Origin of the sequence: Tistrella bauzanensis (genome assembly GCF_014636235.1) — a bacterium.
Classification (GTDB): Bacteria; Pseudomonadota; Alphaproteobacteria; order Tistrellales; family Tistrellaceae; genus Tistrella; species Tistrella bauzanensis.
On record NZ_BMDZ01000042.1, the window covers coordinates 25572 to 50924 of the forward strand.

19 protein-coding genes, 1 pseudogene and 1 CRISPR repeat array are annotated in these 25353 nt (G+C 68.0%); of the genes and pseudogenes, 15 read left to right on the forward strand and 5 right to left on the reverse strand.

The features are described from left to right. Positions 1-2: 2 nt before the first annotated feature. Together IEW15_RS25970 and IEW15_RS16485 are read right to left on the reverse strand one after the other, a co-directional pair. Positions 3-4031, reverse strand: coding sequence for a pseudouridine synthase (locus IEW15_RS25970; RefSeq protein ID WP_229708175.1), 4029 nt, complete (start codon positions 4029-4031; stop codon positions 3-5). After that, positions 4028-4765: a gamma-glutamyl-gamma-aminobutyrate hydrolase family protein gene (locus tag IEW15_RS16485; protein ID WP_188579874.1), complete on the reverse strand. Its 738-nt coding sequence runs from the start codon at positions 4763-4765 to the stop codon at positions 4028-4030. The genes IEW15_RS25970 and IEW15_RS16485 overlap by 4 nt, the downstream gene beginning before the upstream one ends. A gap of 153 nt (positions 4766-4918) precedes the next feature. On the opposite strand from IEW15_RS16485, the gene IEW15_RS16490 reads away from it, so the two are divergent. The 3 genes from IEW15_RS16490 to IEW15_RS16500 are packed head-to-tail and all read left to right on the forward strand — an operon-like array spanning position 4919 to position 7324. Continuing rightward, on the forward strand, positions 4919-5353 hold the full coding sequence (locus tag IEW15_RS16490) for a nucleoside deaminase (RefSeq protein ID WP_188579894.1): 435 nt from the start codon (positions 4919-4921) through the stop codon (positions 5351-5353). Positions 5354-5394: 41 nt separating this feature from the next. Further along, positions 5395-6258 (forward strand): flagellar motor stator protein MotA, encoded by an 864-nt coding sequence (gene motA / locus IEW15_RS16495; RefSeq protein ID WP_188579876.1) that lies wholly within the window; start codon positions 5395-5397, stop codon positions 6256-6258. A 4-nt stretch (positions 6259-6262) separates the two neighbouring features. Beyond that, on the forward strand, positions 6263-7324 hold the full coding sequence (locus IEW15_RS16500) for a flagellar motor protein MotB (RefSeq protein WP_188579878.1): 1062 nt from the start codon (positions 6263-6265) through the stop codon (positions 7322-7324). Positions 7325-7540: 216 nt separating this feature from the next. Here IEW15_RS16500 and purD read toward each other — a convergent pair. Then, positions 7541-8743, reverse strand: a pseudogene (gene purD / locus IEW15_RS16505) (phosphoribosylamine--glycine ligase); the annotation flags it as partial. Positions 8744-9192: 449 nt separating this feature from the next. Between purD and xseA the strand changes: the two are divergent. Together xseA and IEW15_RS16515 are read left to right on the forward strand one after the other, a co-directional pair. Then, positions 9193-10812, forward strand: coding sequence for an exodeoxyribonuclease VII large subunit (gene xseA / locus IEW15_RS16510; protein WP_188579896.1), 1620 nt, complete (start codon positions 9193-9195; stop codon positions 10810-10812). A 50-nt stretch (positions 10813-10862) separates the two neighbouring features. Next, positions 10863-11906: a M23 family metallopeptidase gene (locus tag IEW15_RS16515; protein WP_229708176.1), complete on the forward strand. Its 1044-nt coding sequence runs from the start codon at positions 10863-10865 to the stop codon at positions 11904-11906. A 3-nt stretch (positions 11907-11909) separates the two neighbouring features. Here IEW15_RS16515 and IEW15_RS16520 read toward each other — a convergent pair whose 3' ends face one another. After that, positions 11910-12992: a TerC family protein gene (locus IEW15_RS16520; RefSeq protein ID WP_229708177.1), complete on the reverse strand. Its 1083-nt coding sequence runs from the start codon at positions 12990-12992 to the stop codon at positions 11910-11912. A gap of 279 nt (positions 12993-13271) precedes the next feature. Here IEW15_RS16520 and IEW15_RS16525 point away from each other — a divergent pair, with 279 nt between their 5' ends. Beyond that, positions 13272-14075 (forward strand): alpha/beta fold hydrolase, encoded by an 804-nt coding sequence (locus IEW15_RS16525; protein WP_188579881.1) that lies wholly within the window; start codon positions 13272-13274, stop codon positions 14073-14075. A gap of 21 nt (positions 14076-14096) precedes the next feature. Here IEW15_RS16525 and IEW15_RS16530 read toward each other — a convergent pair whose 3' ends face one another. Next, positions 14097-15089: a LysR family transcriptional regulator gene (locus tag IEW15_RS16530; RefSeq protein WP_229708178.1), complete on the reverse strand. Its 993-nt coding sequence runs from the start codon at positions 15087-15089 to the stop codon at positions 14097-14099. A gap of 212 nt (positions 15090-15301) precedes the next feature. Here IEW15_RS16530 and IEW15_RS16535 point away from each other — a divergent pair, with 212 nt between their 5' ends. The 9 genes from IEW15_RS16535 to IEW15_RS16575 all read left to right on the forward strand — a co-directional run bounded on the left by IEW15_RS16535 (position 15302) and on the right by IEW15_RS16575 (position 24898). After that, positions 15302-16081: an ABC transporter substrate-binding protein gene (locus IEW15_RS16535; protein ID WP_188579883.1), complete on the forward strand. Its 780-nt coding sequence runs from the start codon at positions 15302-15304 to the stop codon at positions 16079-16081. Positions 16082-16176: 95 nt separating this feature from the next. Next, entirely contained in the window at positions 16177-16824 is a 648-nt protein-coding gene (locus IEW15_RS16540; protein ID WP_188579885.1) for an amino acid ABC transporter permease, read from the forward strand. 14 nt (positions 16825-16838) lie between these two features. Next, positions 16839-17498, forward strand: coding sequence for an amino acid ABC transporter permease (locus IEW15_RS16545; protein WP_188579887.1), 660 nt, complete (start codon positions 16839-16841; stop codon positions 17496-17498). 53 nt (positions 17499-17551) lie between these two features. Further along, on the forward strand, positions 17552-18298 hold the full coding sequence (locus IEW15_RS16550) for an amino acid ABC transporter ATP-binding protein (protein ID WP_188579902.1): 747 nt from the start codon (positions 17552-17554) through the stop codon (positions 18296-18298). 77 nt (positions 18299-18375) lie between these two features. Continuing rightward, a complete protein-coding gene (locus IEW15_RS16555; RefSeq protein WP_188579889.1) occupies positions 18376-20049 on the forward strand; it encodes a N,N-dimethylformamidase beta subunit family domain-containing protein in 1674 nt (557 codons plus the stop codon). Positions 20050-20222: 173 nt separating this feature from the next. Beyond that, entirely contained in the window at positions 20223-21518 is a 1296-nt protein-coding gene (locus tag IEW15_RS16560; protein ID WP_322111510.1) for an aminotransferase family protein, read from the forward strand. A gap of 77 nt (positions 21519-21595) precedes the next feature. After that, the gene (locus tag IEW15_RS16565) at positions 21596-22528 is read left to right on the forward strand and encodes a BKACE family enzyme (RefSeq protein WP_188579890.1); all 933 of its coding nucleotides are present in this window, start codon (positions 21596-21598) and stop codon (positions 22526-22528) included. A gap of 298 nt (positions 22529-22826) precedes the next feature. Then, a CRISPR array of direct repeats spans positions 22827-24167; the repeat unit is 32 nt; unit sequence GTCGCTCCCTTCGCGGGGGCGTGAATTGAAAC. Positions 24168-24366: 199 nt separating this feature from the next. Then, positions 24367-24630 carry a type II toxin-antitoxin system RelB/DinJ family antitoxin gene (locus IEW15_RS16570; RefSeq protein ID WP_188579891.1) on the forward strand — a complete coding sequence of 88 codons (264 nt, stop codon included), beginning with the start codon at positions 24367-24369 and terminating at the stop codon, positions 24628-24630. Further along, positions 24617-24898, forward strand: a complete 282-nt coding sequence (locus IEW15_RS16575; protein ID WP_188579906.1) for a type II toxin-antitoxin system RelE/ParE family toxin — start codon at positions 24617-24619, stop codon at positions 24896-24898. Before IEW15_RS16570 ends, IEW15_RS16575 begins: the two co-directional genes overlap by 14 nt. The last annotated feature ends 455 nt before the right edge of the window (positions 24899-25353 follow it).

The following is a 25353-nucleotide window of genomic DNA, read 5'->3' on the forward strand; positions in this document are numbered from 1 at the left end:
GATCAGCCCTCGCCGCCATGGCCCTCGGGCTTGCGCCCGCGGGGTGCGCCGAAGGGCCGGTCCTGGCGCGGTGCGCCGCCCTGCGGACGATCGCTCACTGGCCGGCTGCCACCGAAGCTGCGACGCTCGCCACCACCACGGGTGTCACGGTCGCCACCACGGAAGCCACCACCCTGCGGACGATCGCCCTGAGGCCGGCCGCCGCCGAAGCTGCGGCGCTCGCCCCCGCCGCGGTTGTCACGGTCGCCGCCACGGAAGCCGCCGCCCTGAGGCCGATCGCCCTGGGGCCGATCACCCTGAGGCTGGTCGCCACCGAAGCTGCGCCGCTCGCCGCCGAAGCCGCCGCGATCGCCACCACGGTTGTCACGGTCGCCGCCACGGAAGCCGCCACCCTGGGGCCGATCGCCCTGGGGCCGGTCGCCACCGAAGCTGCGACGCTCGCCGCCGAAGCCGCCGCGATCGCCACCACGGTTGTCGCGGTCGCCGCCACGGAAGCCGCCACCCTGGGGCCGATCGCCCTGGGGCCGGTCGCCACCGAAGCTGCGACGCTCGCCGCCGAAGCCGCCGCGATCGCCACCACGGTTGTCGCGGTCGCCGCCACGGAAGCCGCCGCCCTGGGGCCGATCGCCCTGGGGCCGGTCGCCACCGAAGCTGCGACGCTCGCCGCCGAAGCCGCCGCGATCGCCACCACGGTTGTCGCGGTCGCCGCCACGGAAGCCGCCGCCCTGGGGCCGATCGCCCTGGGGCCGGTCGCCACCGAAGCTGCGACGCTCGCCGCCGAAGCTGCCGCGATCGCCGCCACGGTTGTCGCGGTCGCCGCCACGGAAGCCGCCACCCTGGGGCCGATCGCCCTGGGGCCGGTCGCCACCGAAGCTGCGACGCTCGCCGCCGAAGCCGCCGCGATCGCCGCCACGGTTGTCGCGGTCGCCGCCACGGAAGCCGCCACCCTGGGGCCGATCGCCCTGGGGCCGGTCGCCACCGAAGCTGCGACGCTCGCCGCCGAAGCCGCCGCGATCGCCGCCACGGTTGTCGCGGTCGCCACCACGGAAGCCGCCGCCCTGGGGCCGATCGCCCTGGGGCCGGTCGCCACCGAAGCTGCGACGCTCGCCGCCACGGTTGTCGCGGTCGCCACCACGGAAGCCGCCGCCCTGGGGCCGATCACCCTGGGGCCGGTCGCCACCGAAGCTGCGACGCTCGCCGCCACGGTTGTCGCGGTCGCCACCACGGAAGCCGCCGCCCTGGGGCCGATCACCCTGGGGCCGGTCGCCACCGAAGCTGCGACGCTCGCCACCGAAGCCGCCGCGATCGCCACCACGGTTGTCGCGGTCGCCGCCACCCTGGGGCCGATCGCCCTGAGGCCGGTCGCCGCCGAAGCTGCGACGCTCGCCACCGAAGCCGCCGCGATCGCCACCACGGTTGTCGCGGTCGCCGCCACGGAAGCCGCCACCCTGGGGCCGATCGCCCTGAGGCCGGTCGCCGCCGAAGCTGCGACGCTCGCCGCCGAAGCCGCCACGATCGCCGCCGCGATTGTCACGGTCGCCACCACGGAAGCCGCCACCCTGCGGACGATCGCCCTGGGGACGGTCGCCGCCGAAACTGCGCCGCTCGCCGCCGAAGCCGCCACGATTGTCACGGTCGCCACCACGGAAGCCGCCGCCCTGGGGCCGATCACCCTGGGGCCGGTCGCCACCGAAGCTGCGCCGCTCGCCGCCGAAGCCGCCGCCGCGATTGTCACGGTCGCCACCACGGAAGCCGCCGCCCTGGGGCCGATCACCCTGGGGCCGGTCGCCACCGAAGCTGCGCCGCTCGCCGCCGAAGCCGCCGCCGCGATTGTCACGGTCGCCACCACGGAAGCCGCCGCCCTGGGGCCGATCACCCTGGGGCCGGTCGCCACCGAAGCTGCGCCGCTCGCCGCCGAAGCCGCCGCCGCGATTGTCACGGTCGCCACCACGGAAGCCGCCGCCCTGGGGCCGATCACCCTGGGGCCGGTCGCCACCGAAGCTGCGCCGCTCGCCGCCGAAGCCGCCACGGTCGCCGCCGCGATTGTCACGGTCGCCACCACGGAAGCCGCCGCCCTGCGGACGATCACCCTGGGGCCGGTCGCCACCGAAGCTGCGCCGCTCGCCGCCGAAGCCGCCGCGATTGTCACGGTCGCCACCACGGAAGCCGCCGCCCTGCGGACGATCGCCCTGGGGCCGATCACCACCGAAGCTGCGGCGTTCGCCACCGAAACCGCCACGATCGCCGCCGCGGTTGTCACGGTCGCCACCACGGAAGCCGCCGCCCTGCGGACGATCACCCTGGGGCCGGTCGCCACCGAAGCTGCGACGCTCGCCACCGAAGCCGCCGCGATCGCCGCCACGGTTGTCGCGGCCACCGCCGCCGAAGCCGCCACGATCGCCCTGCGGACGCTCGGCGCCGAAGCTGCGACGTTCGCCGCCGAAACCGCCGCGTTCGCCGCCACGGCGTGCCTCGCGGGCACGCTGTTCGGCGATGGCCGCATCGACCTCCTCGTCGGGCTCGTCGGCCTTCAGCGGGCTCCAGCCCTCGCGCCGGTCGCCGCCACGCGGCGGCTCATGCCTGTCACCCTGGCGGTCGTCACGGCGCCGGTCGCCACGGTCGTCGCGGCGGTCGCTGTTGACCGCGATGTTGCGGGTCGGGCGATCATTGCCCTGCAATTCGCGCAGACGGCGCTTGTCGCGGATGTTGCGGGCCGACGGCTCGGGGGCGTCGACGGGATTGGCAAGCGTCAGCAGCTCGTCGTCCTCGCCATCCTCGTCCTCGTCGCCATCATCATCATCATCGTCGTCGTCGTCGAAATCGCCAAGATCCTCGATCTCGTCGTCGTCGCTCTCGTTCAGTTCCTCGGCGCGGGCGATCAGCGCTTCCAGCTCTTCCAGGGTCTCGACGTCCTCGTCATCGAGGTCGTCCAGATCATCCTCGTCGATCTCGTCACCATCGACATCGTCATCGCCGTCGATCTCGTCGCCGTCGATCTCGTCATCGAAATCGCCGTCGAGTTCGTCATCACCGTCTTCCAGATCGTCCTCGTCTTCCCCGGTGAAGCGGGCGGAGGGGATCTCGTCATCGCGCAGGGCCGCATCACGGGCGGCGGGCGCATCGCCGGGCTCGGCGACCGTGCGGGTCGCGACCGTTTCGGTCTGGCCGGGCTTGCTGGTCTCGTCGGTCATCGTCTTGGTCATTTCATGTGCGGGCACGCCGGTTTGTGCGGCGGCCGGGCGCCGGGACGGGGCATCACGCCCGGTCCCTGGCAGATAAAGGCCTTCAGCGAGGGCGCCAAGCTGGTCTTTCAGCATGCGGGCGGTTACCTCGCGCACCTCTCCGGGGTGCATGCGGCCGATCTGGAACGGTCCATAGGCGACGCGGATCAGCCGGCTCACCGGATGTCCCAAGGTCTCGAGGACGCGTCTGATTTCACGGTTCTTGCCTTCGGTCAGCACGACCGAAAGCCAGGCATTGGTGCCTTCATGCTCGACCTCGACCTCGATCGGGCCATAGCGGACACCTTCGACGGTCATGCCGCGCGCCAGCTGGTCAACAGCCTGGCCATCGGGCGTGCCGTAAACGCGCACCCGATAGCGGCGGCGCCATGCGGTATCGGGGCTCTCAAGACGGCGGGCAAGTTCGCCGTCATTGGTGAGCAGAAGCAGCCCCTCGGAATTGTAGTCCAGTCGCCCCACGCTCACCACGCGGGGAAGGCTTGCCGGCAGGCGGTCGAAAACGGTCTCGCGCCCCTCGGGATCATGGTTGCTGGTGATCAACCCGCGCGGCTTGTGATAGAGGAACAGCCGCACGGGCTCGCGCGCCGGCAGCGGCCGGCCGTCGACGGTCACCCGATCGTCGGGCGACACGTCGAGCGCCGGGCTGTCGATGCGGCGGCCGTTGACGGCAACGCGGCCGTCGACGATCAGGCGTTCGGCATCACGGCGCGAACACAGGCCCGCACGGGCGATGGCCCGGGCGACGCGCTCACGCGCATGGTCCGGCTCGGTCTGGCTGGTGCGGGTCATCTGGTCTCCAGAGCGGCGGCCACAAGGCCGTCGAAGATCAAGCGATCGCCGGTATCGATCAGGAATTCGGGGTGCCATTGCACACCCAGGCAGTACCGGAAGCCCGGATGCTCAATGCCCTCGATCACCCCGTCGGGGGCTGCGGCATTGCGCACCGCGCCGGGCGCGATCCGGTCGACGGCCTGGTGATGGGCACTGTTGACGGACAGGGTTTGCCGGCCGACCAGACGGGCCAGAAGCGTGCCCGGGTCGACGCTGACCGTATGTCCCGGTTCGTTACGCGGATTGGGCTGCTCATGGGCGAGCGCCTCCGGGAAACGATCGGGGATATGCTGGATAAGACTACCGCCAAGTGCGACATTGAGCAATTGTTCCCCGCCGCAGATGCCGAGCACCGGCATGTCGCGATCGAGGGCTGTCCGCACCACGCCCAGTTCAAAGGCGGTGCGACGGTCCTTGGTGGTCACGGTGACATGGCGCTCGCCGGCGCCGAACAGCACCGGATCGACATCGAAGGCGCCGCCGGTCACCACCAGCCCGTCCAGCCGCGCCACCATCTGGGCGGCGAGGTCCGGTTCATGCGGCAACGCCACGGGCAGGCCGCCCGCGGCAACGATCGCATCCATGTAGTTCACACGGAGCGCGTACCACGGGAACCTGGAATAGCCGCCGGGCTGTTCGACGTCGAGGGTGACGCCGATGAGCGGGCGGTATGCGGAAACGGATATACCCATGGCGGCAATTCATGGGGCTTTGCGGCCCATGATGCAAGAGCCGCTTGACGCAAACCCCCATGCAGGCTTCGCTTGGCTGCCATGTCGATGCAACGTTCCGCCCCATCGGTGCCGATCGGCACCGGTTTGATGATGTCACCGGCGCTGCGCCCCATGCAGGCCGCGCTGGCGGAGGCGCGCGCGGCGGCGGCCCGTGGCGAGGTGCCGGTGGGGGCTGTGATCATCGATCCGGTGACCGGAAAGATCCTGGCCGCGGCATCGAACCGCACCGAGACCGACCACGACCCCACGGCCCATGCGGAAATTCTGGCAATCCGTGCAGCCGCCCGTATGCTCGCCACCCCGCGCCTGACCGGGCTCGACCTGTGGGTGACGCTGGAACCCTGCGCCATGTGCGCGCAGGCGATCGCGTTCGCCCGCATCCGGCGCCTGTATTACGGCGCAGCCGACCCCAAGGGCGGTGGTGTCGAGCACGGTGCCCGTGTCTTCTCGCATCCCACCTGCCACCATCGCCCTGAGGTATTCGGCGGCATCGCCGAGACCGAGGCGTCGCGGCTTCTTAAGATTTTCTTCAAAAGCCTGAGATAATCTCTCAGCCTCTGACGCAGTGCAGCAGGAGCATCCGGCCCATGGGTCCGATCATCGGCATCATCCTGACCCTTGTTATGGTGTTCGGCGGATTCATCATCGCCGGCGGCCATATCGAGGTGATTCTAGAAGCGCTGCCGATCGAGGGCATGATCATCGGCGGTATCGCGCTGGGCGCCTTCGTCACCGCCAACAGCGGCACGGCGATCAAGCACACGCTGGGCGGGCTGGGCAAGGCGTTCAAGGGTGCCAAGTGGAAGAAGGCCGACTATGTCGACCTGATCGGGCTGATGTATATGGCGCTGTACAAGCGGCAGCGCGAAGGCACCAAGTTCAATGATTTCGAGGATGCGAAGAACAGCGCGCTGTTCAAGAAGTATCCAAAGATCCTGAACGATCATCTGGCGATCACCATGATCTGCGATACGCTGCGCAACATGAGCATGCGCCATGAGGATCCGCATCAGGTGGAATCTTATCTTGAGAATCTGCTTGAGAAGGTCGAGGAAGAGCATATGGAGCCGTCGCATGCGCTCCAGACCATTGCCGACGGCCTGCCGGCCTATGGCATCGTGGCGGCGGTGCTGGGCGTGGTGAAGACCATGTCGTCGATCGATCAGCCGCCGGCGATTCTGGGCGGGCTGATCGCGAGCGCGCTGGTCGGCACCTTCCTCGGCATCTTCCTTGGATACGGGATGGTCGGCCCCATCGCCAGCCGCATCAAGCAGATCAATGAAAATGACGCGCGGTTCTACAAGCTGATCCGCGACGTGTTCGTCTCCACCCTGTCGAAGAACGCGCTTCAGGTGGCGATCGAGGTCGGCCGCGCCAATATTCCGACGGTGATGCAGCCGAGTTTCGCCGAGACCGAAGCCGCGATCAACAAGGCCAAGGGGAGCGCCTGATCCGATGGCAGAGAACGGCCACACGACGATCATCAAGAAGGTCAAGAAGGGCAAGGGCGGCGGTCATCACGGCGGCGCCTGGAAGGTGGCCTATGCCGACTTCGTGACCGCGATGATGGCCTTCTTCCTGCTGCTGTGGCTGCTGAACGCCTTGGACGAGAAGAAGCTGCGCGGTATTGCCGATTATTTCACCCCGACATGGACCGTGTTCCGCGATGCCGGCGCCTCTCACACCCTGACGATGCAGTCGGGTACACCGGATATCAATGTCGGCTCCGGCGGTGTCAGCATGCCGTCTTTCGAACGCTCCGATCTGACGCCGCCGCCGTCGCCGATGGATCTGAACCCCGAGATGGCGAAGCGGCCGGCGGCCAATCCGTCGGATGAGGCGCCGCCTGAGGAATTGCAGGTCAACGATCCGGCCGAGGCGATGCGGCGGGTGCTGTCGGGCGAACAGCTTGAGGCGCCGAAGCCGTTCCAGACCTATGAACAGGCGGTGCAGGACGCCGCCGAGCGGATGGTCGAGGCGCGCGATCGTGCCCGCGAGCGCGATCTGGCGGCGCAGGGTGCATCGGAGCGCCGGTCTTTCGAGGCAGCCGCCGACACCCTGCTCAGGGCGATCTCGGCCGAGTCCTCGACCCGCGATCTGTCGGGCAATCTGACCATGCGGGTGATCGATGAAGGGCTTGAGATCAACATCGTCGACCGCGAGGACACCCCGGTTTTCCCGTCGGATGCGATCGAACCCTATCCGGGGCCGCGGCGGATGTTCGCCCTGGTCGCCAGCACCATCCGCGGGGCCCCCAATCAGGTGGCGGTGCGCGGCTATCTGGCCGGCCAGGAGGGTGTGCGTGCCAATGCCTGGGCGCTGACTGCGGAGCGGGCGATCGTCGCGCAGAAACTGCTGGTCGAGGCCGGCGTGCCGGCAGCCCGGATCAGCGAGGTATCGGGGCGTGGAACCTCTGACATGCTGGTGCCGCAGAATGTCGACGATCCGCGCAACACCCGGATCAGCATCGTGCTGCGCCGGACGAAGCCGGTTGCCGACCCGGCCCGGGCCGGCTGAACCTGCCAGGACGCCTGCGATCTCAGAGCGCGCGCCAGCCGATGTCGCGATCTCAGAGCGCGCGCCAGCCGATGTCGCGATCTCAGAGCGCGCGCCAGCCGATGTCGCGATCTCAGAGCGCGCGCCAGCCGATGTCGCGATCTCAGAGCGCGCGCCAGCCGATGTCGCGATCTCAGANCGGCAGAACCCACCCGGCCAGTCGATCGCGTCCACCGCCGCATAGGCGCGGTCGCGGGCTTGCGCCACGCTGTCACCAAGGGCGGTCACGGCCAGAACCCGGCCACCGTTCGACAGCACCCGGCCATCGGCATCGGCCCGGGTGCCGGCGTGGAAGATGATCACCTCAGGGGCCGCATCGGCGGCATCATCCAGCCCGCCGATCACCTCGCCCTTCGCATAGTCGCCGGGATAGCCGTTGGCGGCCAGCACCACGGTCAGGGCGGTGCGCGGGTCCAGCTCGATCATCGACGGGTCCAGGCGGCCATCGCGCGCGGCCAGCAGGATCTGGGCCAGATCGCCCCACAGCCGGGGCATCAGCACCTGGGTTTCCGGGTCGCCGAAGCGGACATTGTATTCCACCAGCTTCGGGCCCTGGGCTGTGAGGATCAGGCCGGCATAGAGCACGCCGACGAAGGGCCGGCCCTCGGCCGCCATGGCGTCGACCGTGGGCTGCACGATCTCGCGCATCGCCCGTTCGGTAAGGTCGGGCGTCATGCAGGGCGCCGGGGAATAGGCACCCATGCCGCCGGTATTGGGGCCGGTATCGCCCTCGCCGACCCGCTTGTGGTCCTGGGCCGTGCCCAGCAGGATGGCGGTGGTGCCGTCCGACAGCGCGAACAGGCTGGCTTCCTCGCCCTCCATGAATTCCTCGATCACCAGTGACGCGCCGGCCTCGCCGAAGCGGCCGGCCATCATCTCGTCGACGGCCTCCAGCGCCTCGGTCTCGGTCATCGCCACCACCACGCCCTTGCCGGCGGCGAGTCCGTCGGCCTTGACCACGATCGGCGCGCCCTGGGCGCGGATATAGGCCTTCGCCGCCTCGGCATCGGTGAACCGGCCATAGGCGGCGGTGGGGATGCCATAGCGCTGGCAGATATCCTTGGTGAAACCCTTGGAGCCTTCCAGCACGGCCGCCGCGGCCGTCGGGCCGAAAGCAGGCACGCCCGATGCCTCCAGCACATCGGCGAGCCCCGCGACCAGCGGCGCTTCCGGGCCGATCACCACCAGGCCGATGCCCTCGGCCTTGGCGAAGGCCGCGATGCCGTCCATATCCGCCGGATCCAGGTCCAGGATCTCGGCGTGCTCGGCGATACCGGCATTCCCGGGGGCCGCACACAGATAAGACACGGAGGCGCTGGCTTCCAGTGCACGCGCCAGCGCATGCTCCCGACCGCCCGATCCGATCAGCAGAACCTTCATTGCGCGCTCCTGTTGGCCTGTTTCCGCCGGATTGATGCCGATCGCCCGCGACCGGTCGCATCATGACCGGCCGCCGCCCCGGCTTGCCCCTCTGCGGGCCTCATGCTTCTATCATGGCCCATGCCCGTCGCGGAACCCCGTGACGAACACCAACACCCCCGTCGCGGAACCCCGTGACGAACACCAACACCCCCGTCGCGGAACCCCGTGACGAACACCAACACCCCCGTCGCGGAACCCCGTGACGAACACCAACGCCCCCGTCGCGGAACCCCGTGACGAACACCTACACCCCCGTCGCGGAACCCCGTGACGAACACCAACGCCCCCAACGCCAACGCCCCCCGGGAGACCTTATCGCCGTGACGTCCCGTGACCGGTCCAGAGGCATGCCGAGCCTGCTCGATCGTGCCGCCCCCCGTGCCGCCGACGATGCCCGCCTGCCCGATATGGGCGAGAGCGGTGGCGGTGGCCACAACCTGCCGATCTATACCGTCACCGAGATTTCGGGCGAACTCAAGCGCACGGTGGAGGGCCGGTTCGCGGCCGTGCGGGTGCGGGGCGAGATTTCCGGCTTCAAGCGTGCGGCATCGGGGCATTGCTATCTGGCGCTGAAGGACGAGGACGCGCTGATCGATGCCGTGGTCTGGCGCGGCGCCGCCGGCCGGCTGAGCTTTCGTCCCGAAGACGGGTTGGAGGTGATCGCCACCGGCCGGCTGACCACCTATCCCGGCCGGTCGAAATATCAGCTGGTCGTGGAGCAGATGGAGCCGGCCGGCACCGGCGCGCTGATGGCGCTGATCGAGGACCGCCGCCGCCGGCTGGCCGCCGAAGGGCTGTTCGACGCGGCACGCAAGCAGGCTTTACCGTTCCTGCCCGAGGTGATCGGCGTGGTGACATCGCCGACCGGTGCGGTGATCCGCGACATCCTGCACCGGTTGGCCGAGCGGTTCCCGCGCCGGGTGATCATCTGGCCGGTGCTGGTTCAGGGGCCGGGTGCGGCCGATCAGGTGGCGGCGGCGATCCGCGGTTTCGATGCGCTGGTGCCGGGTGGGGCGATCCCGCGCCCCGATCTGCTGATCGTGGCGCGGGGCGGTGGCAGCATCGAAGACCTGATGGCGTTCAACGAAGAGGCGGTGGTGCGGGCGGCCGCCGCCTGCACCATTCCGCTGATCTCGGCGGTCGGCCACGAAACCGACACCACGCTGATCGATTTCGTGGCCGATCTGCGCGCGCCCACCCCCACCGCCGCCGCCGAGAAGGCGGTGCCGGTGCTGGGCGATCTGCTGCTGGAGGTGGGCGATCTGGGCGCGCGTCTGCCGGGCGCCGCCTTCCGGATCATCGAACGCGGCGCCGAGCGCACCCGTGGCCTCGCCCGTGGTCTGCCCCGCCCGCAAAGCCTGATCGACAGCGCCACCCAGCGGCTCGACGACCGCGCGGAGCGGCTGCATGCCGGCATCGACCGGGTGCTGGAGCGGCGCGCGGCACGGGTGGCGGAGCTGTCGGCCCGGCTGAAGAGCCCGGGGGAACGCTTCGCCGAGGCCGCCGGCCGGCTGGATCTGGTGCTTCAGCGGCTGGATGCGGCCATGCACCGGATCGGCGATCGCGCCACCGCGCGGTTGGACCGCGCCGCCGCCGGTGTGACGCCGGCCGCCGCCATCCGCGCCCGCAATCTGGGCGCCGAGCGCCTGGGCGGGCTTTCCGATCGCCTGCATGCGGCCGAGGCCCGGCATCTGCGCAATCTGGCCGACAGGCTGGCGGGGCAGGGCGCGCTGCTGGAAAGCTATTCCTATCGCCGGGCGCTGGCGCGCGGCTTCGCCCTGGTCGAAACCGCCGGAGAGGATGGCATCGACGGCGGTGGAGACGAGCCCGGCCGGCCGCTGACCCGTGCCGCCGCCATCGCCGCCGGCCAGGCGCTGAGCCTGGTCTTCGCCGACGGCCGGGTGGCGGCCCATGCTGACGGCGGGGCACCGCCGGCATCCACCGATGCCACGCCGCGGCCGGCCAGGCCCGCCGCCCGCCCGCGCCGCGACCCGCCGGCTACCGGCGAACAGCCCAAGCTGTTCTGATGCCCTCCGCGCGCCCGATGCCAGCCGTTTCCTTCCGGAAGGTTCCGACCATGATCGCGATCCCCCGCCCGTGCCGCACCGTCCGGCCACTCCGCCATACGGCTGCGGCCATGACCCTGCTGTTGGTTCTGGGCCAGATGCCAATGGCGATCGCGCAGACGGCCATGGCGCAGGGCCGCGCGGCCGAGCCCGGCCAGACCGGCACCGCGCAGCCACCGGCCACGGCGGCCCCGGTTCAGGACCAGCCGACCGCCGAGGCACCGGGCATCGGTGTGGAAGGGCCGCTGATGCAGGGCAGCCTGAACCTGGGCCGGGTGCCCAAGGGCTGGACGGTGACAGTGGATGGCACACCGGCGCAGGTCGATACATCCGGGCGGTTCGTGTTCGCAATCGGCCGCGACGCCGCACGGGTGCAGATCGCGGCGCGCGCCTCTCATGGGGCGACATTGGAGCGGGTGGTGACGGTGGCGGCGCGCGACTGGGCGATCGAACGGGTCGACGGCCTGCCGCCACCCAAGGTGACGCCGGATCCGGAACTCGACGACCGCCTGCGCCATGAACGCAGCCTGATCGTCAATGCCCGCGCGGCATCGAGCGACGAGGCCACCGGCTTCGACGTGGTGACCCGTGGCTTCCGGCTGCCGGTCGAGGGGCGGATCTCTGGCGTGTTCGGCAGTCAGCGGGTGCTGAACGGCACCCCGCGCAGCCCCCATCGCGGCCTGGATCTGGCCGCCGCCGAGGGCACGCCGGTGATGGCGCCGGCCGCCGGCAAGGTGGTGCTGGTGATGCCGGATCTGTGGTTCACCGGCGGCACGATCATCATCGATCACGGCCAGGGGGTCAGCTCGATCTTCGCCCATCTGTCTGAAACCCTGGTGCCGCCAGGGCAGGTGGTGAAGGCCGGCGACCCGGTCGGCCGGGTTGGCATGACCGGGCGCGCCACGGGCCCGCATCTGCATTGGGGCGTGTTCTGGCACGATATAGCGGTCGACCCGGCCCAGATGGTGCCGGCGCTGGCCGATCGCATCGATCCGATGCGGCCACGGCCGGAACCGAAGCCCCAGCCGCAGCCACAGGTGACGCCGCGATCCTGACGCTCAGCCCTTCTCCGATCTCATCTCGGCCCGTAATTCATTGGCGAGGTCGGGCGAGGGTTGGGGATGGGGCAGGCTTTCCGGGGCCGGCGGCGCGCCACGGCTGCGGATCATCGACACCACCACGCCGCCCAGGATCAAGCTGGCGGTGACGATCAGCGACAGTTCCGCCGGCGGCTTGCCCATGAATTCGGCCCAGAAGATCTTGCCGCCGATGAACACCAGAATCAGCGACAGCGCATATTTCAGGTCACCGAAGCGGTGGATCATCGCCGCCAGCGCGAAATACAGCGCCCGCAGGCCAAGGATCGCGAAGATGTTGCTGGTATAGACGATGAACGGATCAGTGGTGACCGCGAAGATCGCCGGTACGCTGTCGACCGCGAACACCACATCGGCGGTTTCGATCAGCACCAGCGCCACCAGCATCGGTGTGGCGTGGCGGACCAGCCGCCCGGTCTTGTCGGGCGCGCGCACCATGAAGGCATGGCCATGCAGATCGGGCGTGACCGGGATCGCCTTTTTCAGCAGCCGCATGAAGATGCCCTGGGTGAAGTCCGGCGGGTCGCCATCGCCCATCAGCATCTTGATGCCGCCCCAGATCAGGAAGGCACCGAAGCCCAGCAGGATCCAGTGGAATTCGGTCACCAGTGCCGCACCGATCCCGATCATCAGCGCGCGCAGCACGATGGCGCCGAGGATGCCCCAGAACAGCACCCGATGTTGCAGATGGCGGGGGATGGCGAGTGCCGCGAAGATTGTGGCGATGACGAACACGTTGTCCATCGCCAGGGTCTTTTCCAGCAGGAAGCCGGTGGCATATTCCATGGCGCTGGTGGGCCCCGACGACCACCAGACGAAGCCGCCGAAGGCCAGGCCCGCCGAAATATAGAAGGCCGACAGCGCCAGGCTGCGGCGGACACCGATGGCGCGGTCCCGGCGGTTCAGCACCCCAAGATCCAGGGCCAGCAGCACGATCACGACGGTGACGAAAATCGCCCATTGCCACAGCGGATGGCCGGCAAGGGCATAGGTCGCCACCGGGCCAAGCCCGGTGAACGGTTCGGATGACGTTTGGGAAAACACGCGATCACCCCTCGATCGCGGTTGCGCTGCGTCGAAGCGCGACATTGGGTGAGGGATCCGACATCACGACCGACGCCTCGGTCGCCAGAGGGGCCCGGCTCCTGTAGCAATCGTGCCGATGTGGGGCGGGGGCGGGCCTGCGTCAACCCGCAAGGCCGGTCGGCGCGATCATTGGTGGTGCCAGCCGTCAACCCCCGTTGTTGCGACCGCAACGCGTGCTCGACGCATGCTGTGCCCTCATGCATCATGGGTCAGTCCAATTCGTCGGAGACCGCCCCCATGATGCAGCGCATCACCACCGATGACGGTGTCGACATAGCCGTGGAACATTCGGGCAACCCGGACGGGGCGCCGCTGGTGCTGGTCCATGCTCTTGGCGTCGATCACACGATCTGGGATCTGGTGGCCGCGCCGATGCGCGCGACCCGGCGGATCATCGCGATCGACCTTGCCGGCCACGGTGTCAGCGAGGTTCGGCCATCCACCCCTGAACAGCCCCAGACGCTGGAGCGTCTGGCGATGGATGTCGAACAGGTGGTCGCGGCGCTGGGCATCGAGCGGGCCGATTATGCCGGCATCTCGATCGGCGGCATGGTCGGGCAGGTTCTGGGTGTGCGCAACCCGGCCTGGCTGCGCAGCCTCACTTTGGTCTGCACCGTCTCGTCGATGCCGGTTGAGGCGCATGTGCTATGGGATGAGCGGATCGCCACCGTTCGTGATCAAGGCATGGATGCCCTGGTCGATGCCACGCTGGCGCGATGGTTCACCGCTGAATTCGCCCGTCTGGCGCCATCGGCGCTCGATCAGGTGGCAGCGATCATCCGCACGACGCCAACCGACGGCTTCATTGCCGCCTGCGAGGCGATCAAGGGCCTGAACATGACCCCGCATCTGGGCGGCATCGCCGTGCCGACCCTGGTGATCTCAGGCGCGCAGGATGCAAGCTGCCCGCCTGAGGCCGGTCGCGCCATTGCCGCCGCCATTCCTGGTGCCCGCTTCGAATGCCTCGAACCTGCCGCCCATATGCCGCCGATCGAGGCCGCCGACCGGCTGTGGCCGCTGATCGACGGTCATTGCGCCTGAGCATCCGGCACCCGGCGGCGATTACCACCCGTCCAGGCCATAGGTGCGGGCGGCCAGCGGCAGCTCGTCGACTTGGCCGCGGAGCAGGGCCAGCAGGCCGGCCTCGGCGCGGTTGAGACTGGCCTGCGGGTTCGACACCAGGAAGATGTCGATCGCCGGTGGATCCTGATAGGGCGGCAGGCGCCAGAGCAGGCCGTCGCGGACATCGCGGCGCACCACATGCAGCGGCAGTGGCCCGATGCCCAGCCCGGCGGTGATCATCCGCCGCACCTCTTCCAGGCTCGACGAGATGCCGATCACCGCATCCTCCACCTGGGCCACCGCGCGCAGCAGGGCCACGGGCCTGAGCGCATCGGATGGGTGGTCGGTCTGGAACGACACCGATGTCTCGCCCCGCAGATCATCCAGGGTCAGATCGGTGCGACCATAGAGCCGGTGCTTGGGGCCGCAGAAGAAGCCGAAGAATTCGCGATAGACCACCCGGTAATCCAGCCGCGGGTCGGGGTTATGCACCAAGCACAGCCCGAACGAGGCGCGTTTCTGCGCCACGGCCGTCACCACGTCCAGGCTGGTCATGACGCTGATGGTGAAGGTGGCTTTCGGATGGCGGGTGTGGAAATCCGACAGCGCCTGATCGAACAGCGGTGACACGATATGGCTGGCGACCGCGATCGCCACATTGCCGGTCACCTGTTCCTGCACATCGCGCAGCCGGATCGGCAGCCGGGCGACGGTGCCGAAAATCTCGACGCAATCGTTATAGAGCAGGCGCCCGGCCTCGGTGACCTCGAAGACATTGGGCTTGCGGTCGATCAGCCGCCGGCCGAGGCGGGCCTCGATCCGTGCCAGCGCATTGCTCAGGGTCGGCTGTTTCAGGCCCAGCCGCTCGGCCGCGGCCGTGATGCCGCGTTCCTCGACGATCACCATGAAGGTGCGCAGCAGGTTCCAGTCCAGATCCCAGGCCAGCCGCTGGGCCTGATGCTTCTTCAACTGGTGTTCGCGCATCGTCGTCATCCGGCGCTCCGGCGTGGTGGGTGGCGGAGGGTACAGTTTAGCATTCTTCAAATCTATCTTCTGTATTTTCCATATCTATTTGATCAATGACATCTCCGGCCGCACCCTTTGAGGGACGCGGTGGCAAGGCCCTGGGGGAAACCAGGCCGGCAGGCGACAGGGCGCCGGGCCGCGGATATGGCATCAATGCATCGACCCCAGGGAGACCCGGCATGAACAGATTTCTGTCCTCCGTCCTTGCCGCCGGCATGGCGCTGGTGATGAGCGCCGGCGTGGCCGCGGCCGACGACCAACTGGCGCGGATCAAGCAGGACGGCGTGATGAAGATCGCGATGAGCGGCGCCTATCCGCCGTTCAACTTCGTGAATGACAAGAACGAGGTGGTGGGCTTCGACGCCTCGATCGGCCGCGAGATCGCGCGCCGGATCGGTGTCGAGGGCGAGATCGTCACCACCGCATGGGACGGCATTCTGGCCGGGCTGCTGGCGAGGAAATACGACACCATCGTCGGCAGCATGACCATCACGCCGGAACGCGAGAAGGTGGTCGATTTCGTCGGCCCCTATTATCACGCCGGCCGCGCGGTGTTCGTGGCCGAGGGCTCGGATATTCAGTCGCTGGCCGACATCAAAGGCAAGACAGTCGGCGTCACTCTGGGCGAGACCCACGAGAAATGGGCGCGCACCCAGGATGGCTGGAGCGTGCGCACCTATAAGGGCCTGCCCGAACTGCTGCTGGAACTTCAGGCCGACCGGGTGCAGGCGATCATCGCCGACAACATCCCCGTGCGGGTGGCGATCAAGGAGAACGGCGCGAAGCTGCGCCAGCTCGACACCCCGGATATCGAGGGCGGCAGCGTCGCCATCGGCATCGCCATCAACAAGAAGAATCCTGAGCTTGCCGCCGCGATGCAGGCAGCCCTCGACGAGATGATGGCCGACGGCACCTATAAGAAGATCGCCATGGAATGGGTCGGCGCCGACATCCGGTAACGGCTGGGCAGGACTGATCCGGCGGGCGGGGCGGGCGCGTCCCGTCCTGCCGATGCCATCATCCTACGGGCCCACGACTGTCGAGGTCATCTCCGATGGATGTCGACCTGATGATCCGGGTGTTTCCGTATTTCGCGGAGGCGGCCTGGACCACGGTACAGATTTCGGTCCTGGCGCTGGCGCTGGGGCTGGTCATGGCGGCGCTGGGCTCCGCCGCCCGGCTGTCGCGATGGGCGGGCCTCAGGTTTCTGGGCACGGCCTATGTCAGCCTGTTCCGGGGCACGCCCTGCCTGATCCAGTTGTTCGTGCTCTATTTCGGCGGGCCGCAGATCGGGATCAATCTTGACCCCTTCGTTGCCGGCGTGATCGGGCTTGGGGTCAATATCGGCGCCTATATGACCGAGTCGATCCGTGGCGCCATTCTGGCGGTCGCCCGGGGCCAGGTGGAGGCCGCCCGCAGCCTGGGCATCGGCCGGCGCCAGACCATGGCCCATGTGGTGCTGCCACAGGCGGCGCGGCTGATGATCCGGCCGCTGGGGGTCAACGCGGTGGCGCTGATCAAGGGCTCGGCCCTGGTCTCGGCGATCTCGCTGGTCGAGCTCACATATACCGCCCAGCGCTATATCGGCTCCACCTACAAGCCGTTCGAGATGTTCGCGATCGCGGCCCTGTTCTACATGGTGGTGATCTATGGCGCGCTGCGCCTGATCGCCTGGCTCGACCGCCGCTATGCCATCGACTGACGGAGGAAGATGACATGGAGGGGCTCGATTTCAGTGTGGTGCCGCCCTATGCCGGGCTGTTGCTGCAAGGGGTGATCTGGACCACGGTGCTGACCATCGCCGCCTCGGCGGTCAGCTTCGCCGGCGGCATCGCGCTGGCGCTGGCGGTGATGTACGGCCCCTGGTTCCTGCGCTATCCGGTCAGGCTGTTCGCCTGGCTGTTCATGGGCACGCCGCTGCTGCTGCAACTGTTCCTGATCTATTTCGGGCTGGTGCAGATCGGCATCGACATTCCGGCGCTGGTCGCCGGGATCATCGGCCTGGGCCTGCATTTCGCGGTCTACAACGCCGACATCATCCGCGCCGGCCTCGCCGCCGTCGATCCGGGCCAGAACGAGGGCGCGCGCAGCCTGGGGCTCAGCCGTTTCCAGAGCTTCCGGCACATCATCGTGCCGCAGGCGGTGCACAGCGTGATGCCGCCGATCGGCAACAACCTGATCGCGCTGCTGAAGGAGTCGGCGCTGGTGTCGGTGATCGGCGTCGCTGAACTGGTCCACACCGCCCAGCTCGCGATCAGTGAAACCTATCGGCCGTTCGAGTTCTATATCGTCGCGGCGGCGCTTTATTACATCCTGAACCTGATCCTGGAGGCCGGTCTGCGCCGGCTGGAACGGCGCGTGGAGGCAACCCGATGACCCTGACGACCGGCACCCGCACAACCGCTGCTCCGGCCACCGGAACCCGGCCGATGGTCGAGGTCCGCAACGCCCATAAGCGCTATGGCGCGCTGGAGGTGCTGAAGGGCATCGACCTCACCGTCGATCGCGGTCGGATCATCGCGATCATCGGCCCCAGCGGATCGGGCAAAAGCACGCTGCTGCGGGCGATCAACCATCTGGAAACCCTGAATGACGGCGAGATCTTCCTGGATGGCGTCCAGGTCAACGCGCCGCTGAGCGGGGCGGCCTTCGAACGCCATATCAACGCGGTGCGCCAGCAGATGGGCATGGTGTTCCAGCACTTCAATCTGTTCCCGCATCTGACGGTCGCCCAGAACGTCACCCTGGCGCCGATGCTGCTGAAGGGCATGAAGACGGCGGAGGCCCGCGATCTGGCGCGCGGCCTGCTCGACAAGGTGGGCCTGGCCGACCGGATGGACACCTACCCGTCGCGGCTGTCGGGCGGCCAGAAGCAGCGGGTGGCGATTGCCCGCGCCCTGGCCATGGAGCCCAAGGTGATGCTGTTCGACGAGGCGACCTCGGCGCTCGACCCCGAACTGGTCGACGAGGTCAATCTGGTGATGAAACAGCTTGCCGCCGAGCACATGACCATGCTGATCGTCACCCATGAAATGCGCTTCGCGGGCGAGGTCGCCGACCGGGTGCTGTTCATGGATGGCGGCGTGGTGGTCGAGGAAGGCCCGCCCGACGAGATGTTCCGCGCCCCCCGTCAGGAACGCACCCGTGGCTTCCTGCGCAAGTATCTGACCGGCTGACCGGCTGACCGGCTGACCGCCGACCCTCTCCCCGCCATCGCCGCCACCTCTTCCGACCGCCTGCAAGGAAGCGCCTGATGTCGCATCCCGATGATGTCGCACGCCCCGCCGCCGCCAGCCCCGCCACAGCGCCGGCGTGGCCCGAATTCGGTCTGACCCCCGCCCAGCGGCGGATCGCCGTTCTGGGCCACACCTATGAATATCCGGGCATGGATGGCGCCCGGGGCGAGATCTGGTGCTATACCGACCGGCTGTCTTACACGCCCGGCGATGTGGTGGCGTTCCATGTCAGCGCCACCGCGCCGCGCTATCGGATGGAGATCGCCCGTGACGGCGCCGCGTTGCAGGTGGTGCATGTGGAAGACGGCCTGCCCGCGCGCCATCACGACACCCCCGATCAGTGCTCGGTCACCGGCTGCGGCTGGCCGGTGGCGCATCGGCTGACCATTCCCGCCGGTTGGCGCTCCGGCGCCTATCGCGTCACCCTGACGGCCGATGGCGCCGATGGCCGGCCGATCCTGTGCCATCATCTGTTCATCGTCACCGCCGGCGGCGGCGCGCATCTGCCGGGGCGGGTGTTGCAGGTGGCGGCCACCGGCAGTTGGACCGCCTATAACACCTGGGGCGGGTCCAATCATTACCAGGGCATCACCGGTCCGGCGCGCAACCAGTATGCGCCGCGCGTCAGCCTGGACCGGCCGTTCTGCCGGGGTTTCGTGGTCCTGCCCGACGATGCCCCGCGCGTGCCGGTCGATGTCGAGGTGCCGCCGGCGATGCCGCCGCGCTATCCGCATATGGAATGGGCCTATGCCACCGGCCATTCCAAGAAATACGCCTCGGCCGGCTGGGCCAGCTATGACCGGCATTTCTTTCAATGGGCGGAAGCGGCCGGCTATGCGGTCGACCTGGCCAGCCAGCACGATCTGGAATTCAACCCGGCGATCCTGTCGCGCTATGACTGCGTGGTGTTCTCAGGGCATGACGAATACTGGACGGCCGGCATGCGCGATGCGGTCGACGCCTATGTCGAGGCCGGCGGGCGGGTGGCGCGGTTTGCCGGCAACTTCATGTGGCAGACCCGGCTGGAGGATCAGGGCCGCACCCAGGTCTGCTATAAATACCGCGCCCGCGCCGAAGACCCGCTGCGGGGCACGGCCCTGGTCACCACCTCGTGGGAAGCGGCCGAGATCGGCCGGCCGGGGGCGCTGACCTTCGGGCTGAACGCCACCCGGGGCCTGTATGTCGGCTGGGGCGGCTGCGCGCCGCGCGGCGTGCGCGGCTTTCCGGTCTATCGGCCCGAGCATTGGGCCTTTGCCGGCACGGGGCTGTATTACGGCGACCTGCTGGGGGCCGCGTCCCATGTCTTCGGCTATGAGGTCGACGGGCTGGATTACGTGATCCGGAACGGCCTGCCAGAGCCATCCGGCGCCGAGATGGTGCCCGATGGCTTGCAGATCCTGGCGCTGGGCCTGTCGTCGCTGATCGAGGAAAGCGCCGACATCGCCGCCGACGACCAGTTCCTCAGCGATGCCGATGCCCGATTCGCCGCCGAGATCCTGACCGGCGCCACCGACCGCCCGGCGGTCGACCGCATCAAGCGCGGCGCCGGCATGATCGTGCATTTCCGCCGTGGCGCCGGCGAGGTCTTCCATGCCGGCAGTTGCGAATGGGTGGCCGGCCTGCTGCGCCGTGACCCGATGGTCGAGCGGGTGACGGCCAATGTTCTGGACCACCATCTCAGCCGCGGCTGATGGCATGTCAGTATAAAGTCACGTCATAATTTCCGCATGTTTTTCGTGGAGCCCCTGCGATGCCGACTCCCGCCCCGACCCCGACGGCCACCCCGACAACCACCCCGCCGGCCACCGCCGGTGACAACCGCCCGCCCTCGCATCTGTTCTATCAGGCCCGCCAGCGCCGGCCGATGGCCACCCGCGCCGAGGGCATCTATATCTGGGACGAGCATGGCCGCCGGGTGATCGACGGCTCCAGCGGCGCCATGGTGGTCAATATCGGCCATGGTAACCGCCGGGTGCTGGACGCGATGAAGCGCCAGATGGATCAGGCCACCTTCATCTACCGGCTGCATTTCGAAAACGCGCCCGCCGAGGATCTGGCGGCGGCGCTGGCCGCGCGCTGCCCCGCCGGGCTCGACCGGGTGTTCTTCGTGTCCGGCGGGTCGGAGGCGGTGGAATCCTGCCTGAAGCTGGCGCGCCAGCATGCGGTGGCAACCGGGCAGGGCAGCCGCTACAAGGTCATCTCGCGCTTCCCGTCATATCATGGCAGCACCATGGGTGCGTTGTCGGTCACTGGACATGCCGCCTTCACCACCCCCTTCGCGCCGATGATGCATGAAAGCCCCAAGATCGCCGCCCCCACCGCCTATCTCGACCGCGACGGGCTCGACATGGCGGCGCGCGGCCGGCGCTATGCCGACATGCTTGATGAGGAAATCCGCCGTCAGGGCCCGGAAACCGTGCTCGCCTTCATCATGGAGCCGATCGGCGGTGCCTCGACCGGCGCGCTGGTCGCCCCCGACAGCTATTACCCGCGCATCCGCGAGATCTGCGACCGCCATGGCGTGCTGCTGATCCATGACGAGGTGATGTGCGGCGCCGGCCGCACCGGCCGCTATCTGGGCGGCGATCATTGGGGCATCACGCCCGATCTGATCGCCTTGTCCAAGGGGCTGGGCGCCGGTTATGCGCCGCTTGGCGCCATGATCGCCTCGGAAAAACTGGTGCGGCCGGTGCTCGATGCCGGCGGCTTCCAGCATGGCTTCACCTATGCCGGCAACCCGCTGGCCGCCGCCGCCGGGCTGGCGGTGCTGGATGAAATCGACGCCCACGACCTGATCGGCAATGCCGCCCGCATGGGCGACCTGCTCAAATCCCGGCTCGATGCCCTGAAGCGGCGCTTCCCGTTCATCGGCGATGTCCGGGGCCGGGGCCTGCTGCTGGCGGTGGAATTCGTTTCGGACCCCGAGACGATGGCGACGCTGCCGCGCGCGCTCAACGCCCATGCCCGCATGGTCGATCTGGCCTTCGATCGCGGCTTGATCCTGTATTCACGCCGCACCCGTGGCGGCATCGATGGCGATCACGTGCTGGTCTGCCCGCCGATGATCGTCACCGAAGCCCAGATCGACGAGATCATGGCGATCTTCACCGACACGCTCGAAGCCCTCGCCCGCGAATTGTCGCTGCCCTGGTCCGCCTGAATTCCTGATCCGCCAGAGCCGCCCCGCCGCGATCGCCGCCCGCGCCCCCACCGCCGACAAGCAGGAGCCCCCCCGCCATGGCAGCCACCAAGGTCATCATCACCTGCGCCGTCACCGGCTCGATCCACACGCCGACCATGAGCCCGCACCTGCCCTGGCGCCCGGAAGACATCGCCGCCCAGGCGATCGAGGCGGCGGAGGCGGGGGCCGCCATCCTGCATCTGCATGCCCGCGACCCGGCCGACGGCCGCCCCAGCCCCGACCCGGCGGTGTTCCGCCAGATCCTGGCACCGATCGCCGCCGCCACCGATGCCGTGCTGAACATTTCCACCGGCGGCAGTTCGCTGATGACCCTCGATCAGCGGCTGGCGGCGCCGCTTCAGGCCCGGCCCGAAATGTGCTCGCTCAACATGGGTTCGATGAATTTCGGGCTGTTTCCACTCGCCGACCGCTATCAAGACTGGCAATTCGATTGGGAACCACAACTTCTAGAGGCGACGCGCGGCTCGATTTTCCGCAACACCTTCCACGACATGGAACAGATCCTGGAGCGCCTGGGTCGCGACCACGGCGCCCGCTTCGAATTCGAATGCTATGATGTCGGCCATCTCTACGCGCTCGCCCATTTCCGCGACCGCGGCCTCGTCACCGGCACCCCGTTCATCCAGTTCGTGCTGGGCGTGCTCGGCGGCATCGGCGCCGACCCCTCGCACCTCATGCACATGAAACACACCGCCGACCGCCTGTTCGGCCAGGACTATCAGTTCTCCGTCCTCGGCGCCGGCCGCCACCAGATGCGCCTGATCACCATCGGCGCCGCCATCGGCGGCCATGTCCGCGTCGGCCTGGAAGACAATCTCTACGCCGCCCCCGGCCAACTCGCCCGCTCCAACGCCGAACAAGTCCGCCGCATCCGAACCATCCTCGACGCCCTGTCGCTGGACATCGCAACCCCCGCCGACGCCCGCCAGATGCTGGCCCTGAAAGGCCCCGCCAACACCGCGATCTGACACCGGCCGGGGCGTGAGGGCGCGCGCGCGGTTTTCAGAGGGAAGACCACGGGGGCCGCGGGCCCCCGCACCCCCATCTCGTGGGCCCAGGCGGCAGCCGTGTGGCGCAGATACCCCGGCCTTGCGCGAACCCCAAGCACACACAAAAACCCCGGGAGGTTCGCGGAACGGAAAACCGTTCTGAATCAGTGGGTTATTTTTTGAATGACATGTCGTACATGCGGAGGTGTGACTCCCGGAGGGGATTCGCGGAAACCGCCTTTTTCAGGTGTGATATCAGGGTATTAGTGGGGGGTGAGTCGCTCCCTTCGCGGGGGCGTGAATTGAAACCCCGAACGATGGCCCCGGCGCCGACGCCGGGTCGTCGCTCCCTTCGCGGGGGCGTGAATTGAAACGATGTCGTCGGCCAGCCCTAGGCCGACCAGGGCCGTCGCTCCCTTCGCGGGGGCGTGAATTGAAACGATACGTTTGATCATTGCGTCATCCACCATGCGGGTCGCTCCCTTCGCGGGGGCGTGAATTGAAACACAAACGCGCCACATCCGCCTATATTTTAGGAGTCGCTCCCTTCGCGGGGGCGTGAATTGAAACGTGCCGGCTTGCCCGTCGACACCGTGAGGAACATGTCGCTCCCTTCGCGGGGGCGTGAATTGAAACCGGTTCGCTCCGAATAGGCGACCCGGACCATGTCGTCGCTCCCTTCGCGGGGGCGTGAATTGAAACCACGAAAGATCCTGACAGTGGCCAGCGCCGACCGTCGCTCCCTTCGCGGGGGCGTGAATTGAAACCCTGGTCTCGATCCAGTGGAAGGTGAATCCCAGGTCGCTCCCTTCGCGGGGGCGTGAATTGAAACTCGTCCGTCGATGCCCGGCTGTTGCCGGCCGGAGTCGCTCCCTTCGCGGGGGCGTGAATTGAAACCGTGCCGCGACACGGCGCCCCTATCCATATCGGTCGCTCCCTTCGCGGGGGCGTGAATTGAAACCTCAAATCACACAGATCGAATTCGACAGTCAGGTGTCGCTCCCTTCGCGGGGGCGTGAATTGAAACGCGGCCGACACCCTCGACCGCTGGTACGACACCGTCGCTCCCTTCGCGGGGGCGTGAATTGAAACAGACCGGCGAAGGCGTCGAGGGTGTCAGCCCGGAGGTCGCTCCCTTCGCGGGGGCGTGAATTGAAACACCGTCTCACCCGCGGTCAGCACGATGTCGGCTAGTCGCTCCCTTCGCGGGGGCGTGAATTGAAACACGGCATCTCGGACCGGATCGGACTTGGCCTGGTCGCTCCCTTCGCGGGGGCGTGAATTGAAACGCCCTGACCCACTCGACACAGTCGACCGGCTCCCGTCGCTCCCTTCGCGGGGGCGTGAATTGAAACCGGATCACACCATACCGCCGGCCGTCCACCTCATGTCGCTCTCTTCGCGGGGGCGTGAATTGAAACGCGGTGATCATCAGCGGCTACACGCCCGCATCGCGTCGCTCCCTTCGCGGGGGCGTGAATTGAAACTGGGCGTCGGCCTCGGCGCCCAAGCGATCGATGGTCGCTCCCTTTGCGGGGGCGTGAATTGAAACCGGTGCAGTCGGTACCGGGCGATCGACACCGCCCGTCGCCCCCTTCGCGGGGCCGTGACTTGAAACGCCGCAGAAGCGATTACCGTTGAGGCCCAGGGCCGGCCGCTCCCCCACCGACCATGCCCTCGCCGCACCTGAAATGGGCTGCTTCCGCCGTGAGGATATACCCAGGATGTGGCCTATTCGCCGTTGCCGCCGGACAGGCCGCCTTGATTGTCAATCCGCTGTGAATTACATTGTCATGCACGAATAGAAGGGGATCGATATGGCCGCCAATCAACTTGTCCAAACCAGGGTGAACGGTGAAATCAAGGCTGAAGCAGCGGCTGTGCTGGCCGCGATGGGCCTGACTGTTTCCGATGCGGTGCGGATGCTGCTCGTCCGTATCGCACAGGATAAGGCTCTGCCATTCGAGCCATGGACCCCGAATGACACGACCATTCAGGCCATGAAGGAAGCCCGGGCCGGCAAGGGCGCCCGCTTCGCAAGCATTGATGACCTTGTCGCCGATCTGCATGCGGCAGATTGAGCGGACAGGCCAGTTCAAGCGAGACTATAAGCGCGAGGCGAAAGGGCAGCACGCAAAGGGACTTGATGCCATTCTGATCCCGGTGATCACGGCCCTGGCCAATGATGCACCCCTGGAGCCGCGCCACCGCGATCACGCACTGGCCGGGGCATGGGCGGATCATCGAGACTGTCACATCAAGCCTGATCTGGTGCTGATCTACCGAAAAACGGACACCGAGACACTGCAACTGGTCCGTCTGGGTTCCCACGCGGAATTGGGCCTTTAGTTGCGACGCGACCATGGCGGCGCCATCGAGCCGTGCGGTGCCGATCGACAGGGCGACCGCATAGGCCTGATCAGCGGCGTGGTGGTGGAGCCGGGGGGGGGCAGGATCAGGGCCTTGGCTATAACGGCGTCGCGGCTGTGGTCGGCATCATCCAGCGGCCACGTGCCGGCAATCTGGTCGTCGAGGATCGCCCAGACTGCCGCCCCACATGGCCGCTGATCGGCCCGGTGCGCCACAGCCTGCGCGAACCCCAAGCACACACAAAAACCCCGGGAGGTTCGCGGAGCGGAAAACCGTTCTGAATCAGTGGTTTAGTTTTTTGAATGACATGTCGTACATGCGGAGGTGTGACTCCCGGAGGGGGTTCGCGGACAGGGCAACGAGTCCAGGTTAACGCGCTTGCAGAGCCGCCATGAGGTATTGTGTGTCCCACGTGGCAAGTTTGCGCCTGGCCT

Bases quoted from the DNA above. Each gene is read 5' to 3' on its own strand.
- IEW15_RS25970 (WP_229708175.1), bottom strand. From the start codon at position 4,031: ATGACCCGCACCAGCCAGACCGAGCCGGACCATGCGCGTGAGCGCGTC.
- IEW15_RS16485 (WP_188579874.1), bottom strand. From the start codon at position 4,765: ATGGGTATATCCGTTTCCGCATACCGCCCGCTCATCGGCGTCACCCTC.
- IEW15_RS16490 (WP_188579894.1), top strand. From the start codon at position 4,919: ATGCAGGCCGCGCTGGCGGAGGCGCGCGCGGCGGCGGCCCGTGGCGAG.
- motA (WP_188579876.1), top strand. From the start codon at position 5,395: ATGGGTCCGATCATCGGCATCATCCTGACCCTTGTTATGGTGTTCGGC.
- IEW15_RS16500 (WP_188579878.1), top strand. From the start codon at position 6,263: ATGGCAGAGAACGGCCACACGACGATCATCAAGAAGGTCAAGAAGGGC.
- xseA (WP_188579896.1), top strand. From the start codon at position 9,193: ATGGGCGAGAGCGGTGGCGGTGGCCACAACCTGCCGATCTATACCGTC.
- IEW15_RS16515 (WP_229708176.1), top strand. From the start codon at position 10,863: ATGATCGCGATCCCCCGCCCGTGCCGCACCGTCCGGCCACTCCGCCAT.
- IEW15_RS16525 (WP_188579881.1), top strand. From the start codon at position 13,272: ATGATGCAGCGCATCACCACCGATGACGGTGTCGACATAGCCGTGGAA.
- IEW15_RS16530 (WP_229708178.1), bottom strand. From the start codon at position 15,089: ATGACGACGATGCGCGAACACCAGTTGAAGAAGCATCAGGCCCAGCGG.
- IEW15_RS16535 (WP_188579883.1), top strand. From the start codon at position 15,302: ATGAACAGATTTCTGTCCTCCGTCCTTGCCGCCGGCATGGCGCTGGTG.
- IEW15_RS16540 (WP_188579885.1), top strand. From the start codon at position 16,177: ATGGATGTCGACCTGATGATCCGGGTGTTTCCGTATTTCGCGGAGGCG.
- IEW15_RS16545 (WP_188579887.1), top strand. From the start codon at position 16,839: ATGGAGGGGCTCGATTTCAGTGTGGTGCCGCCCTATGCCGGGCTGTTG.
- IEW15_RS16550 (WP_188579902.1), top strand. From the start codon at position 17,552: ATGGTCGAGGTCCGCAACGCCCATAAGCGCTATGGCGCGCTGGAGGTG.
- IEW15_RS16555 (WP_188579889.1), top strand. From the start codon at position 18,376: ATGTCGCATCCCGATGATGTCGCACGCCCCGCCGCCGCCAGCCCCGCC.
- IEW15_RS16560 (WP_322111510.1), top strand. From the start codon at position 20,223: ATGGCCACCCGCGCCGAGGGCATCTATATCTGGGACGAGCATGGCCGC.
- IEW15_RS16565 (WP_188579890.1), top strand. From the start codon at position 21,596: ATGGCAGCCACCAAGGTCATCATCACCTGCGCCGTCACCGGCTCGATC.
- IEW15_RS16570 (WP_188579891.1), top strand. From the start codon at position 24,367: ATGGCCGCCAATCAACTTGTCCAAACCAGGGTGAACGGTGAAATCAAG.
- IEW15_RS16575 (WP_188579906.1), top strand. From the start codon at position 24,617: ATGCGGCAGATTGAGCGGACAGGCCAGTTCAAGCGAGACTATAAGCGC.